Raw genomic sequence first — 14,321 nt, forward strand, 5'->3', positions numbered from 1 at the left:
TAATCAGGAAAACCCTGTGAACTACCGTTCATGGGGTTTCTTGTTTTCCGGAAAGCCGGGTATTAACCGCCCGCCATGGTACAATAACGCTGCAGTGCCTAAGGTTGAAATTGATATGGTTATATAAGTATTTAAATCATTACATTTGTGAATTAATCAATTATTATGATATTTTTTGAAGAAAAAAGGCAGGAAGTAATGGCACATATTGAGAAATTCATGCTTGAAAAAATGCAGGAATATCTTAAGCCCATCGACACCATCTGGCAACCATCTGATTTTTTGCCGGATTCTACGAGTAACACTTTTTTCAGTGAAATTAAAGACATGCAGGAAACAGCCAAAGGTCTGTCATACGATTTGATGGCTGTTTTAATTGGCGATACTATTACCGAAGAAGCATTGCCGACCTATGAATCATGGCTGACTATGGTTGAGGGCGTATCAAAAAATGAAGAGGGCGGCTGGATGAAATGGACCAGGCAATGGACAGCCGAAGAGAATCGTCATGGCGATTTGTTGAACAAATACTTATATCTTTCGGGCCGTGTTAACATGCGCGCTATGGAAGTATCAACCCAATATTTAATAGCCGACGGATTTGATATTGGTACCGGTCATGATCCGTACCGCAATTTTATATACACTTCTTTCCAGGAGTTGGCCACTAATGTATCCCACCGCAGGGTAGCGTCGCAGGCAAAAAAAGACGGCGATGTGTTATTGTCAAAAATATGCGGTGTTATTGCTTCTGATGAAATGCGCCACGCAAAAGCATATAAATACTTTATAGAGAAAATTTTTGAAGTGGATCCTAACGAGGCAATGTTAGCTTTTGAGGATATGATGCGCAAGAAAATTGTAATGCCTGCTCACTTTTTACGCGAAGTGGGTTTAAAAATAGGCCAAACCTTTGGCCACTTTACTGATGCTGCACAACGGCTGGGTATTTATACAGCTGTTGACTATGTAGATATTTTAAAAGAACTTATAGCCGACTGGCATATTGAAAGCATAGGCGACCTGAATGAATCGGGCGAGAAGGCACGCGATTATATTATTAACCTGCCAGACCGCTTATTGCGTGTTGCCGAAAGAATGAAAAATCCTATGTTAGAGTATAAATTCAGCTGGATAAACGGATAATATTTAACTTATTATAAGTATATATTTAGGCTAAAGCCATTATGGTTTTAGCCTTTTATTTATCCGTTGGCAGACAAAACAAAGTGTTTCACATCAGCGTGTTTCACGCTATATTTGCAAAATTGATAAAATGTCATAACCTGCTTATTGTAAAGTACTTATATATATTTACGTAAAGTTTTTGTACTGTTTCAAAGTGTTTCACTCATTTTGTTAAATTATTATATATCAATAAGTTAAACTAAAAGCGTGTTTCATCTGTTTCATTATTTTGTGAAACACTGCATCACCTTTTTTAATGCGCTAACCATTACTATCCTTGCAGGATACGCTAAAAGAAACTGCTATCCTTCGATAATCAGATCCACTCCCCTTACATCATCTGTGAGATCTTCAAACAAGCTATTTAGTATAGATTCAATTGTAAGCGAGTTTACATCAGTGACATAATTTGCATTACGGGTTATCCAAAGTTGCCTGCCTTTTATTTTTAAATGGAACAGTATACCATCATACATTTCTGGCTGCGAAATTTCGATAGCATCACCCACCCGTTCAATTTTAAGGGCAATATCTTCTTGCCTTTGTTCTCTAAACAAAGGGTTAAGATTTTGTATTAAATGTGCCAGTAATTTATCCGGATTGATACGGGTATGCAAGGTTATAACTTTCATATATAAATTACAATTCTAAAAAGGTATTGTTTTATTTCTGATTGACCATATCATCCCACCCTATCATTCTGAGTTGTAAAATTTCCCGAAATTCTGAAGGTGAAATGACGAGGTTTAAATAAACAGGTCATGAATAATGGTAAAAGCAGTAAGCAGCCAATTTACATGGCGTATAAGATTTCTTCGTTATGCTGCCAATGACAAGAATAGTTTGTCATTCTGCAAGAAATCCCAATATCAAATTCGGATCAGGAATATTGTTAAGATATTTTTCTTTTTCAGTATATCGGCCAACGCCGGGATAATCGCCTGTTTTGCCTTCCATATCAAACATCAGTTGAAAATGCAGGTGCGGGGGCCAATGGCCGTTCTCATTGATATGGCCGAGTGTTGCAATTTTTTGATTTTTGCTGATGCTTTGTCCGATACTTAAGCCTGCTAAGCTTTTGCGACTTAAATGCCCATAAAGACTATATAATATTAAGCCACCAAGATCATGTTGTAAAATGATGGTGGGGCCGTAATCGCCAAAATTATCATTGTCCTGAAAGCTATGGATAGTGCCATTTAATGGTGAGTAAACCGGTGTGCCGGCATCGCCCCAAATATCAATGCCTAAATGTAAACGGCGCGGTTCATCCTCTGTATCAAACAGCGGACTACGGGCGTAAATAGTTCTGTGCTCCATATAACCACCAATGCCATAGCGGCTGTTGCTTGCCGTGAGTTTGGCGTTTATCCAGCGGCTAAATTGCTCGCTGTCTGTAACAACATCAAGGTTTAGTTCGGTATTGGCAGCGGTAAAATCAAAGGGATAAAGGCGATCTGTATCTGCATTAAAATCAACTACCTTGCCAATAGCATCGGGGTGTGCTTTAATATAAGCGGCTAACCGGGCAGATGCATCCATAATAAATCCCCTCTAAATGGCGTAGCCTTCATGAACGCCTTAATAAAAAATGATACCGTGAATAATCTCCCCCGGTACGGAAGACTTACTGTCTTTTATTGTGATATTTAAAGCCCTCCCTACCGGGGAGGGTTTGAGTGGAGCTTTACTCGCTGTCCGGCTGTTTTTCTTCGCGATGTATTTTATCGAATATCTTGTCCATACGATCTACATATTCGCTGGTATCATCAATAAAAAATTCCAGTTGCGGTATTATCCTAACCTGATCCTTTATGCGGCTGCCAAGCTTATAACGGATCTCTGAGGCATGTAATTTAACAGTTTGCAATGCAAGGGCTGTATTAGTGTTATTAAAAAAGCTTAAAAACACCCTTGCAATTGCCAGGTCGGGTGTAACCCTTACTTTGGTTATGGTTACCATAGTATTTGGTAAATAGTTCATGCCTTCGCGCTGAAATATGGCGGCAAGGTCCTCTTGTATTACTCCGGCAAATTTTTGTTGACGTTTTGATTCCATAATGATTTAATTAACGCCAAACAGGCAAATGAGTTTGATTTTAATATTTAACAATTAATCGCACTAAAGTTTTTCTATAGCTTACAGCCTTTAGGTACATTTTTAGTGATAGTTATTATTTTAGTTACTATAAGTGTATTGTTATAACCTTCTTCCTCTTCATGGCCCCCGTCATCATTTTTGTCAGACGTTACAATCTTGCCTTCGGCTTCTATGTAAACAGGCTCGTTGGGTTTTTCAAATGGCACAAGCTGCCAGTATTTTAACTCTAATTGCTTTGAGCTGTCTGTAACCCAGTATTCATGCCCGTTGGCACAATCTTTAAATATTTTCGCTTCGGGCCCTAAACTATACAGCCCCTTAAACACATGCGCAGCCTCTTTTTTCTCTGACTTATTTTTACAGGCAAACATACCGATAACGATCAGTACACCTAATAAGTATTTGAGTTTTGTTAAACGCATCCTACAAAATTATAAATCCTGTTTAATATCATCCAATCCTTTTACACTTAACCGCGCGCTAATACCCGATGCAATAGCCGAAATAACTGTAACAGTTAAAAAAACTATAACAGAATCAACCATTTTTATAGCAATAGGGTAAGCATCAACAACTGTCATTTTTTCGCCAAGCTTTATCAAACCGTAGTGTTGCTGCAATGTACAAAATAACAGACCAAGCACAAGCCCAATTATACAGCCGATTATTGATATCATCATTCCCTCGAAAAAGAATATGCGTTGTATTAAATTCCTATCAGCGCCCAGGCTGGTTAAAACTGCAATATCCTTGCGTTTATCAATAACCAGCATGGTTAAGGTACCAATAATATTAAATATGGCAATAGTTAATACAAAAGTTAAAATCATAAATATGCTTAGCCGTTCGCCGCCTAATACTTTATATAATTCGGTATCCTGCTCCTTGCGGTTTTTTACGGTGAAGTTATTACCTATTTTATCCTGTATTTCTGCCTGTACATTGTCAAGGTCAGTGCCTTTGTTATAATTAAGATCAATAGATGAAACCTCAACCGGTATGTCAAGCAGCTCGCGGGTAAATTCAATAGGCACTACCACTATGTCATCAAATTCCTGCTGGATAGAAAATACACCCGATGATAAAATGCCGCGCGTAGTAAACTCATCTTCGGGGTTCACGGAAACAGCAGTACCGCGCCTGGGAGAATATATTTGCAGGGGCGATTGCTCATCGCGAATATTAACTGATAAATTGTTTTGCACAATAGCGCCAATAACAGCCATTGGCCTGCCATCACTATGTAAGGTGAATGAACCATCTGATATGGTGCTGTCTAACATCTTGTTTTTTAAAAAATCATCACTCACCCCTTTTAAGGTTGATATAAATGATTTGTTACCATACATGATGAGCACTTTTTCCTGCAATACATCTGTATAGGAAAATAGCCGTGCATCCTTATTCAGCGATTTAAAATAAGGTGTATTAGGATCAAACGTTTTACCCATGCGGGCCTCTATCCTCAATTCGGGCGAGAAGTTACTGTACAGATTAAGCACTACCTTTTCTAACCCGTTAAATGCCGACAGCACAATAATTAATGCCGCGCTGCCAATTAATACGCCCATCATGGATATACCCGATATGATATTTATGGCATGCATTTTCTTACTTGAAAACAGGTACCGTTTAGCTATGTAGATGGAGGTGTTCAAGTGTGAGTTGTATAATGATGAGTTTTAGCTCACTGCAAAACTAAGTTAAAAAAGGATTGTATTGTTTTTCAAAGCCAATAGTTGTTTCGGGGCCATGACCGGGATAGATGGTGCAGCTATCGGGCAGGGTAAATAGTTTTTCTTCGATGTTTTTTATCAGCAGTTCAAAACTACCGCCGGGCAGATCGGTACGGCCAATGCTACCCCTGAATAATACATCACCGCCTATAACGTAATTAGCTTCTTCGTCATGATAACATAAATGAGCAGGAGAATGGCCGGGCGCATAGATCAAGCTTAATGTAGTATTGCCAAAGCTGACGGCGCCTGTTTCGGACAAGTATTCATCAGGCATGGGCGAGGGGTCATATCGTATCCCAAATTGCGGGGCATAAGCAATAACTGCATCAAGCACATCCTGTTCGCCTTTATTGAATTTTGGTTTTAGTCCGTATTGATCAAACACAAATTTATTGCCCAGCACATGGTCTATATGGCAATGTGTATTTAGCAGTAAAACAGGGTTTAAGTTGTTATCTTTAATAAAATTCACAACAACATTTTGCTCGGTTGCATTATCCATACCCGGATCAATGATGGCGCATTCGCCGCTTTCATCATATAAAATGTAAGTGTTTTCGCTGAAGGGGTTGTTGGGGAATACTTTTACTGAAGCCATGTTTTTATGTCTGATGTTCGATTTCGGAATGTTTATTTAATGGTTAGTTTATTTGATAATGATCTAATTTGTTGATTATTAATATATTATAATATTTGGTGTGCCAAGGTGTACCCTGGTGTATCAACGTGTGCATGGTACAGTACAGTAATAACATTTAACGTATAGGCCTATTGCTGCATTTGCTTACTTCACGGGGAACTAATTTTCTATATCGAATTTAATTACTAAACGCGTTAAAATCATTAATATTTAATTAATTCAGTATTCAAACTTTCGCAATCCACATTTTACTACTTCCACCTAAAGCTTTTTATCATTACATTAATATCCTGCTTAACAAAATTTAGCACAGGCTGTATGGAATCAAGTCGGGGCTCAGTATTAAAATACAATGCACCGCGCAGATAGTTTTTTACGCTATCAGTTAAAAAAAACTGTACAGATGATGCCGCGTTGCCATCAATAGTATAATAAATGCCGTAAACTTTATGATCAGGGAACCTAATGTTGCCCTGGTCAATACCGCTTGATTTTACGGTGTTTTTAAAAGCAAGTTTGCGGGCATCCTCTACCAGTTCATTAAATTCTTTTTTTGAAGTAAGTGGTTCATAACTTAAATGCAGCGTGCCATTAAATTGCGGAAACTGCATATTTAATAAGTATTCCATTTTTTGTATACTGCCAGGCAGCCTGCCTTTTGGGGCAAGCTCCATATTGGCATACTTTGGATATAAAAAAGTGAACGGGTAATCAGATACATATTCGCGGTATTCTTTTTTAGGCAATACAATACGGTAATATCCCCTTGGTTTTGGCGAATAATCATGATTGCCCCCACAAGCTGCTAAAAACAATATAGCAAATATTATTACTGCAAATATTCTCATGGATGCTTCTCCTTCGCGTTCCATATCTCCCATGATTTTTCGGCCTGTAGTACCAGCATTTCATAACCATTTTTAGGTGTTGCACCCCGCTCTGCACCTTTTCTTAAAAACATGGTTTCTGGGGGATTATATATCAGGTCATACAATAAATGTTCGCCGGTTATTGCCTCGTAAGGTATTGGCGGGCATTCATCAATTTTTGGCGCTGTACCCAGCGGGGTGGTGTTTATAATGAGTTTATGGCTTTTTATATGATGCGGCTTCAGATCTTTAAACAATAAATTACCGGGATGTGGCCTGCGGGTAACTACTTTAAATTTAATTTCAAGGTTTTCCAGCACACATTTAACAGCTTGTGCGGCACCGCCGTCGCCTAATATTAAGGCATCGGTATGCTGATCTTTTAATAATGGCCTTAATGACATTTCAAAGCCGTAAATATCTGTATTAAAACCTTCCAGCCTGAAATCATGCCCCTCCACACCAACCTCGCCAGAGAATGCTGCCAGCACCGGGCTTTCCTTGCTTATGCGTATGCAATTTACCGCGCCAGCTGTACGTGCATCATGTTCAATCCAGTCCAGATATTTTAACACATTCTTTTTATGCGGAACAGTAACATTAAGGCCGCATAAATGCGGATTAACATCTAACAGGTCCTGCAGATCTTTTATATGTTCTAACGGAAAAAGGTCATATACCGCGTCTTTAATATTTTCATCGGCAAACTTTGCGGTGAAGTATTTTTTTGAAAAAGAATGCGAAAGCGGAAAGCCGATAAGCCCATATTGTTTCATGTTGTAATATTAATAACAAACAACGAGGATTTTAAATTTTTTATATAGACACACCCGGATAATTAAGCTTGTCAACTTTTTTAAAAGTCGGCAAATCTTTATGCCTTAACATTATTACATAAAAATCGCACCATTTATTACGCTTTATTTATATTTGAAAGCACTTTAACCTTAGCTATTTAATTTATCTTTTTTAAAAATGAAAAAAGTAATTCTTGTAACAGGAGCTTCATCAGGCATTGGATTGGCCAGCGCTACTGCCCTGCACGAAGCAGGACACACAGTTTATGGTACTACACGTAACCTTGCAAAAAAGGTAAACGTACCTTTTAATTTAATTGAACTGGACGTAACCGACGACGCATCAGCAAAAGCAGCTGTTGATAAAATTATAAAAGTCGAAGGCAAAATTGATGTTTTGGTGAACAATGCCGGAAACGGAATTGCAGGCCCCGCGTATGCAATGCCAGTTGATAAGGCTAAACAACAATTCGAGGTTAACTTTTTTGGTGTGGTGCGTATGTGCAGCACGGTTATACCCGAAATGCTGAAAAATAATAGCGGTATTGTAGTTAATATAAGTTCGTTAGCCGGTTTATTTGGCTTGCCATACCAGAGCATGTATGTAGCTTCGAAATATGCGGTGGAAGGCTATTCTGAAAGTATGCGCATGGAACTGCGTAAAACAGGCATTAAAATAGTAACCATTAATCCCGGCGATTTTAAGACTGAATTTACCGGAAGCCGCGAAAAAATACCTTTTACAATTGATAATACTACGCTAAAAGCTAACTATGACATCGCTATCACCAGTATAGAAAAAGACGAAAATGCAGGTGCCGATCCATCGGCTATTGGTAAACAACTGGTTAAGATAGTTGCTAAATCAAGCCCGGCACACCAGTATTTGGTGGGTGCTATCGGGCAAACCATAGCCGTTACTTTAAAGAAGGTATTGCCCGGTGGTGTGTTTGAGGGTTTAATGGCCGATCATTACGGAATAAAATAATTTAATTATACAATATACTTTTTTGTCATTTCGAGCTCATACCTCGTTCGAAATGACATTTTATTTTGAACAGTGGGAAAAGATAAAATAAGGCGCTTTGCAGAGATAGAAACTTTCAGCAATGTTTTGCAGCTGGACGAGGGCAAGCCCTGCAAAGGCGAATGGAGCAAAGGTTTTTTTAAAAACGATAACCCGGTGGTGCTTGAGTTGGCCTGTGGTAAAGGTGAGTATACCGTGAACCTGGCAGTATTGTTTCCCGACAAAAATTTTATAGGGATAGATTACAAAGGCAATCGTATATGGCGTGGCGCTAAAACCGCATTGGAAGATGGAGTAAATAACGTAGCCTTTTTACGTATCCAGATAGAGAACCTTACAGATTACTTTGCCCCGGGCGAGGTAGATGAAATTTGGATAACCTTTCCTGATCCGCAACCGCAATTGAGCAGGGAAAAGAAACGATTGACGTCTCCGCGTTTTTTAAATAAATACATAGAGCTGTTAAAATCGGGCGGCTGTGTTAACCTGAAAACGGATAATGATGGCTTATATGTTTATACCGCAGATAAAATTCAAGAACTGAAGCTAAAGGAACACATCAATACTGCCAACCTTTACCATTCTGAATATGCCGACGAGGTTTTATCAATCAAAACCTATTACGAGAAAAAATATTTAAAGGATAACAAGAATATTAATTACCTTAAATTCTCATTTCAATAACCCCAATGCCCGATTATAACTTTTACGATAATGTTTATGATGTTGCCCGGCAAATACCAGCGGGCAGGGTAACTTCATACGGTGCTATTGCCAGTTATTTGGGTACAAAAGGATCGTCGCGAATGGTGGGTTATGCCATGCAGGCTTGCGGATCTGCGCAGCCCCCGGTACCGGCGCATAGGGTAGTGAACCGTCAGGGACTGTTAACCGCAAAGTTTCATTTTGGTGGCGATACTATGCAGCAGTTGTTAGAGGCCGAAGGTGTTAAGGTAAAAGACGACCAGGTGCAGGATTTTAAAACCGTGTTTTGGGATCCGGCTGTAGAGTTGGCTTTGTAATAGTAATAAAATCCTACACACGTCATTGCCACGCTAACGCTCGTAATGATGTGTGGATTTACTCCTCTGGCGATTTTGGTGGTGCAGGCTTAGTAACCCCAGCTTTAAATCTTGGCGTGAAGCCGATCTTGGGCTTATCCTCAACCGGTGTCTCTTCTTTCTTTTCTTCAGGAGCAGCAGCTTCTGCAGGTTTGGTAACACCGGCTTTAAACCTTGGTGTAAAACCAACTTTTGGTTCAACCGGAGCAGGTGCTTCCTCTTTCTTTTCCTCAGCAGGGGTCTCAGCAGGTTTTGTAACGCCGGCTTTAAACCTCGGCGTAAACCCAACCTTTGGTTTATCAGAAACTGGGATTTCCTCTTTCTGTTCCTCAGCCGGAGTTTCAGCAGGTTTAGGTGGTACGGCTGCTTTAAACCGTGGGGTAAATCCAACCTTTGGTGTGGCTGTAGCAAGCTCGTCCAGGCTTTCAGTTACCGTTTGCTCGGCTAACTGATTTTCTATTCTTGGTTTTTCGGTTTTTACCTCGGGCGGTAAATTGTATTGCCGGCGAATTTTATTGAACCAGTATTTTTTGGTGTGATCAAAACTCTTTTCGCCCATTTGCTCGAAATGCGTTTTAAATTCAGAAAATAAGCCTGGTTCAGCTTGTTTAAAGGCAGCCAGGTCAATTCTCTTCTTTGTAAAAAACTCCTCGAACGTCATTGTTTAGCTTGTAGTGATATCTAAATCAAGTTTATTAAAATGTATTCCTTTATCCGTTTGTACCCAATCCTCACGCTCCGCGTCGCTTGCGTTTAACAATTTCGGGAACCATTCTAACGGAAAAGCCTGTTGTTTACCATTCTCACTTTCAACAAACAGCAAGCCATTGTTAAATATTACTTTAACTTTCTTTTCCTGCTTACGTGTGTGGAAGAACGGCATCTGACCTCCTCTAAATCTCCCCCGGTAGAAGAGACTTTATTTTTAAGTTTTTAAAGCCCTCCCTACCGGGGAGGGTTGGGTGGGGCTTTACTCCGCCATATTATGATACACCGCCTGCACATCCTCATCTTCTTCCATGCGGTCTATCAGTTTCAATACATCAACAGCCTGCTCCTCGGTCACTTCTTTAAATGATTGCGGAACACGCTCTAATTTTGCCGATCTTACTTCAATCCCCATCTCCTCTAACGTTTTTTGCATCTTGCCAAAATCTTCAAAAGCGGTATGTAATACAGCTATATCGTTTCCTTCCTCATCAGCTTCAACAAACAGATCCTCTAAACCGGCATCTATCAGCTCAAACTCCAACTCTTCCAGGTCGCGGTCGCCAGGCACAAACGTAAAAACAGACTTACGGGTAAAAATAAAATCAAGCGATCCGGTTTTGCCCAACGCGCCATTATATTTGGTAAAGTAGCTACGTACATTAGCTACGGTACGGTTAATATTATCAGTAGCGGTTTCTACCAGTACGGCAACACCGTGCGCGGCGTAGCCTTCATAAACCAGTTCTTCGTAATCTTTCTCGTCGCGGCTGGTTGCGCGCTTAATAGCGGCTTCCACGCGGTCCTTAGGCATATTTACCGCCTTAGAGTTTTGTACCGCGGTACGCAAACGCGAGTTGGTATTCACATCGCCGCCTCCGGCTTTAACAGCCATCACTATTTCTTTACCTAAACGGGTAAACTGTACGGCCATTTTGGCCCAACGCTTAAATTTTCTTTCTTTACGGAATTCGAATGCTCTTCCCATATTATAGTTAGTAATCCTTTTTAGGCAGGATTTTGAGGTACAAATATAATGTTTATGTTTTTAGATATTTATCGCAGAAAGGTTATTACCTATTTGGGTAATTGCGATGATGCTATTAAATCGTCTTGTGTATAGAGCCCTTTAAATTCTTCAACATATCCGCCGTCATGCTGCTCAGGTCAAATTTTTGTTTCCAGTCCCAATCGTTTTGGGCGTAGGTATCATCTATTGATTTTGGCCAGCTATCGGCAATTGCCTGCCGCGGATCATGTTCACTATAACTTATTTCAAAATTGGGAATATGTTTTTTTATTTCTGCGGATAATTGCGCTGGCGTAAAACTAATGCCGCCCAAGTTGTAAGATGAGCGAATGGTTAAATTTTCAGCAGGTGCATCCATTAATGATATGGTTGCCCTTATAGCATCTTCCATATACATCATTGGCAAAGCGGTATCAGCAGAAAGAAAGCTTTCATATTTGCCATTTGCCAAAGCCTTGTGGAAAATATTTACTGCATAATCTGTAGTGCCGCCGCCGGGCTCAGACCGCCAGCCTATTAAGCCCGGATAACGAATGCTGCGTACATCTAAACCGTATTTGGTAAAGTAATATTCGCACCAGCGCTCGCCGGCCAGTTTGCTAAAACCGTAAACAGAATTTGGGTCCATTATACAAAACTGCGGCGTATTTTCCTTGGGCGAGTGCGGCCCGAAAACAGCGATAGAGCTTGGCCAGAAGACTTTAGCCGTTTTAAATTCAACAGCAAAATCAAGTATATGGATAAGGCCGGTCATGTTTAGGTCCCAGGCCAGTTTTGGTTTTTGTTCGCCCACTGCGGATAGGATAGCTGCCAGTAAATAAACCTGTGTAGGACGGTGTTTTTCAAATACTTTATGCAGGTTGTCTTTGTCTAAAACGTTAACCAGCTCAAACGGCCCTTCATTAATTATAGGATGATCTGTATTACGGATATCTGATGCTATAACTTGGTCGTTGCCATATTTGGCGCGTAGGTTCATTACCAATTCGGTACCAATTTGCCCGTTGGAGCCAATCACTATTATTGTTTCATTCATATTGAGCATCAGTTGCGGCAAAGGTAAAAATTTGGCGCGAATGAATGGCCTTTTCGGTTAACGGGTACAAAATATGAGCCATCATTTACAATAATTTAGGCCTGTAAATAAAAAAATCCCGATATTTGGCGTTATATAATAAATTATTAATTAACAATTTAAAAAAATGAAGATCGCAGTTGTAGGCGCCACAGGATTAGTTGGCACTAAAATGTTGCAGGTTCTAGCAGAACGCAACTTTCCCGTTACAGAATTATTATTAGTCGCGTCAGAAAAAAGTGTTGGTAAGGAAATCACTTTTAAGGGTAAGGCTTATAAGGTAATCTCTGTTGAGGATGCGATTAAACAGAAGGCTGACATTGCCTTATTTTCGGCAGGTGGCAGCACATCATTGGCCCAGGCTCCGCTTTTCGCGGCAGCAGGCACTACGGTAATTGATAATTCATCAGCATGGCGCATGGATCCAACCAAAAAATTGGTGGTGCCCGAAGTTAATGCCGATGTACTAACTCCCGAAGATAAAATTATTGCCAACCCAAATTGCTCAACCATACAAATGGTAGTGGCCTTAAAACCATTGCATGACCGTTATAAAATTAAGCGCGTGGTTGTTTCTACCTACCAATCTGTAACCGGTACCGGTGTTAAGGCGGTAGACCAGTTGATGAACGAGCGTAATGGCATTGACGGCCCTATGGCATATCCATACAAAATTGACCTTAATGTTTTACCTCATATTGATGTATTTACCGAGAACGGCTACACCAAAGAGGAAATGAAAATGGTTAAAGAAACCAACAAAATTATGGGCGATGACAGCATCCGCGTTACGGCTACTACCGTACGTATCCCGGTTATGGGTGGTCACTCAGAGTCTGTAAACATTGAGTTTGCCAATGATTTTGACTTGGCAGAAGTTAGAGAGCTATTAGCAAAATCGCCGGGAATTGTGGTTACTGATGATGTCGCCAATTTAAAATACCCTATGCCGCTTGACGCGCACGATAAAGACGATGTATTTGTGGGCCGCATCCGCCGTGATGAAAGCCAGCCAAATACCCTAAATTGCTGGATAGTGAGCGACAACCTGCGCAAAGGCGCGGCAACCAACGCTGTGCAAATTGCCGAATATTTGGTAGCTAACCATTTAGTAGGGCAAGCTGTAGAAGCTTAATTAGAGATTAGTGGTTGGAGATTAGAGATTAATCTTCGGCGTAAAGGGATGACTGAGAAGTTATCCCTTTTTTATTAAATAGTTATTTCAACTTTCCCAAAACCATCCTTTAAACTGCCTGTAGTATTTATAGAGTTAAAACTTAAATTATAACTATTATGGAAAGCTTAAGTAATAAAAAAGTAGCTATCCTTACCGAAGAAGGATTTGAGCAGGTGGAGTTAACCAGTCCGCAGCAAGCGTTAAAGGATGCTGGCATAACGGTACATGTGGTATCGCCAAAGAGCGGTAAGGTCAAAGCATGGAATGAAACCGACTGGGGTATTGAAGTTAATGTAGACAAACAACTAAAAGAGGTTAGTCCGGATGATTATGACGCGCTGGTATTACCCGGCGGTGTACTTAACCCGGATAAACTAAGACAGAATAAAGACGCGGTTGCATTTGTATCGGCATTTTTGGATGAAGGCAAGCCGGTGGCGGCTATTTGCCACGGACCACAAATGCTAATAGAGACCGGAATGATAAGCGGACGCACGCTAACGTCGTTTCCATCATTACGAACTGATCTTAAAAATGCCGGCGCGCACTGGATAGACCAGGAAGTTGTTGTTGATAATGGCTTAATAACCAGCCGCACACCTGCAGATTTGCCAGCCTTCAACAGAAAAATGATTGAAGAAATTGCTGAAGGCGTGCATCACGGGGTGTAATCCCCAATTGTCATTTCGACGAGAAACGAGGAGAACTATCTCTTGAGCTATAGCAAAAAAATCTTATAGTCTGCGCATGACGACTTGCATTAGCGTCTAAGATTTCTCTCTTCGTTCGATTTCTATGATCTAAACAACTAATTTACAATAATTTTTTTCGTAGGGTCTGTTCTGATTAACGCAGGCAAATATCCGTAAGATGAGTTTGTTTCTGACTGCATTTATCACACTCATTTTA

At 40.2% G+C, this 14,321-nt stretch carries 18 protein-coding genes; 6 read left to right on the plus strand and 12 right to left on the minus strand.

Going from position 1 to position 14,321, the window contains the following annotated elements:
• The first annotated feature begins 165 nt into the window (after window positions 1-165).
• Entirely contained in the window at window positions 166-1,146 is a 981-nt protein-coding gene (locus JWR23_RS04670) for an acyl-ACP desaturase (protein WP_299513562.1), read from the plus strand.
• Between the two features lie 344 nt (window positions 1,147-1,490).
• Here the strand turns inward: JWR23_RS04670 and JWR23_RS04675 are convergent, their stop codons facing one another.
• The 8 genes from JWR23_RS04675 to JWR23_RS04710 all read right to left on the minus strand — a co-directional run bounded on the left by JWR23_RS04675 (window position 1,491) and on the right by JWR23_RS04710 (window position 7,313).
• Complete coding sequence (locus JWR23_RS04675) at window positions 1,491-1,820, minus strand: hypothetical protein (protein WP_299513564.1); 330 nt, start codon at window positions 1,818-1,820, stop codon at window positions 1,491-1,493.
• 214 nt (window positions 1,821-2,034) lie between these two features.
• Window positions 2,035-2,730, minus strand: coding sequence for a peptidoglycan DD-metalloendopeptidase family protein (locus JWR23_RS04680; RefSeq protein WP_299513566.1), 696 nt, complete (start codon window positions 2,728-2,730; stop codon window positions 2,035-2,037).
• Window positions 2,731-2,875: 145 nt separating this feature from the next.
• Window positions 2,876-3,247 carry a 30S ribosome-binding factor RbfA gene (gene rbfA / locus JWR23_RS04685; RefSeq protein WP_299513569.1) on the minus strand — a complete coding sequence of 124 codons (372 nt, stop codon included), beginning with the start codon at window positions 3,245-3,247 and terminating at the stop codon, window positions 2,876-2,878.
• 74 nt (window positions 3,248-3,321) lie between these two features.
• Entirely contained in the window at window positions 3,322-3,711 is a 390-nt protein-coding gene (locus JWR23_RS04690; RefSeq protein ID WP_299513572.1) for a hypothetical protein, read from the minus strand.
• A gap of 9 nt (window positions 3,712-3,720) precedes the next feature.
• Entirely contained in the window at window positions 3,721-4,947 is a 1,227-nt protein-coding gene (locus tag JWR23_RS04695; protein ID WP_299513575.1) for an FtsX-like permease family protein, read from the minus strand.
• Between the two features lie 40 nt (window positions 4,948-4,987).
• Window positions 4,988-5,626: an MBL fold metallo-hydrolase gene (locus JWR23_RS04700; RefSeq protein ID WP_299513578.1), complete on the minus strand. Its 639-nt coding sequence runs from the start codon at window positions 5,624-5,626 to the stop codon at window positions 4,988-4,990.
• Between the two features lie 293 nt (window positions 5,627-5,919).
• The gene (locus tag JWR23_RS04705) at window positions 5,920-6,540 is read right to left on the minus strand and encodes a gliding motility lipoprotein GldD (protein ID WP_299513581.1); all 621 of its coding nucleotides are present in this window, start codon (window positions 6,538-6,540) and stop codon (window positions 5,920-5,922) included.
• Window positions 6,513-7,313, minus strand: a complete 801-nt coding sequence (locus JWR23_RS04710) for a shikimate dehydrogenase (protein ID WP_299513584.1) — start codon at window positions 7,311-7,313, stop codon at window positions 6,513-6,515. The genes JWR23_RS04705 and JWR23_RS04710 overlap by 28 nt, the downstream gene beginning before the upstream one ends.
• Before the next feature lie 199 nt (window positions 7,314-7,512).
• On the opposite strand from JWR23_RS04710, the gene JWR23_RS04715 reads away from it, so the two are divergent.
• The 3 genes from JWR23_RS04715 to JWR23_RS04725 all read left to right on the plus strand — a co-directional run bounded on the left by JWR23_RS04715 (window position 7,513) and on the right by JWR23_RS04725 (window position 9,383).
• Entirely contained in the window at window positions 7,513-8,322 is an 810-nt protein-coding gene (locus JWR23_RS04715) for an SDR family oxidoreductase (RefSeq protein ID WP_299513586.1), read from the plus strand.
• A gap of 72 nt (window positions 8,323-8,394) precedes the next feature.
• Window positions 8,395-9,045 (plus strand): tRNA (guanosine(46)-N7)-methyltransferase TrmB, encoded by a 651-nt coding sequence (gene trmB / locus JWR23_RS04720; protein WP_299513588.1) that lies wholly within the window; start codon window positions 8,395-8,397, stop codon window positions 9,043-9,045.
• A gap of 5 nt (window positions 9,046-9,050) precedes the next feature.
• Window positions 9,051-9,383 carry an MGMT family protein gene (locus JWR23_RS04725; RefSeq protein WP_299513590.1) on the plus strand — a complete coding sequence of 111 codons (333 nt, stop codon included), beginning with the start codon at window positions 9,051-9,053 and terminating at the stop codon, window positions 9,381-9,383.
• Window positions 9,384-9,441: 58 nt separating this feature from the next.
• Here JWR23_RS04725 and JWR23_RS04730 read toward each other — a convergent pair whose 3' ends face one another.
• From JWR23_RS04730 to JWR23_RS04745, 4 genes are all read right to left on the minus strand, one after another.
• Window positions 9,442-10,083 (minus strand): hypothetical protein, encoded by a 642-nt coding sequence (locus JWR23_RS04730; protein ID WP_299513592.1) that lies wholly within the window; start codon window positions 10,081-10,083, stop codon window positions 9,442-9,444.
• 3 nt (window positions 10,084-10,086) lie between these two features.
• Window positions 10,087-10,305 carry a DUF2442 domain-containing protein gene (locus JWR23_RS04735; RefSeq protein WP_299513595.1) on the minus strand — a complete coding sequence of 73 codons (219 nt, stop codon included), beginning with the start codon at window positions 10,303-10,305 and terminating at the stop codon, window positions 10,087-10,089.
• An 87-nt stretch (window positions 10,306-10,392) separates the two neighbouring features.
• Window positions 10,393-11,118: a YebC/PmpR family DNA-binding transcriptional regulator gene (locus tag JWR23_RS04740; RefSeq protein WP_299513597.1), complete on the minus strand. Its 726-nt coding sequence runs from the start codon at window positions 11,116-11,118 to the stop codon at window positions 10,393-10,395.
• Window positions 11,119-11,233: 115 nt separating this feature from the next.
• The gene (locus JWR23_RS04745; protein WP_299513599.1) at window positions 11,234-12,196 is read right to left on the minus strand and encodes an NAD-dependent epimerase/dehydratase family protein; all 963 of its coding nucleotides are present in this window, start codon (window positions 12,194-12,196) and stop codon (window positions 11,234-11,236) included.
• Window positions 12,197-12,362: 166 nt separating this feature from the next.
• Between JWR23_RS04745 and JWR23_RS04750 the strand changes: the two genes are divergently transcribed.
• Window positions 12,363-13,370 carry an aspartate-semialdehyde dehydrogenase gene (locus JWR23_RS04750; RefSeq protein ID WP_299513600.1) on the plus strand — a complete coding sequence of 336 codons (1,008 nt, stop codon included), beginning with the start codon at window positions 12,363-12,365 and terminating at the stop codon, window positions 13,368-13,370.
• Between the two features lie 158 nt (window positions 13,371-13,528).
• Window positions 13,529-14,083: a type 1 glutamine amidotransferase domain-containing protein gene (locus JWR23_RS04755; protein ID WP_299513603.1), complete on the plus strand. Its 555-nt coding sequence runs from the start codon at window positions 13,529-13,531 to the stop codon at window positions 14,081-14,083.
• The last annotated feature ends 238 nt before the right edge of the window (window positions 14,084-14,321 follow it).

This window comes from Mucilaginibacter sp. (assembly GCF_028288205.1).
Lineage (GTDB): Bacteria > Bacteroidota > Bacteroidia > Sphingobacteriales > Sphingobacteriaceae > Mucilaginibacter.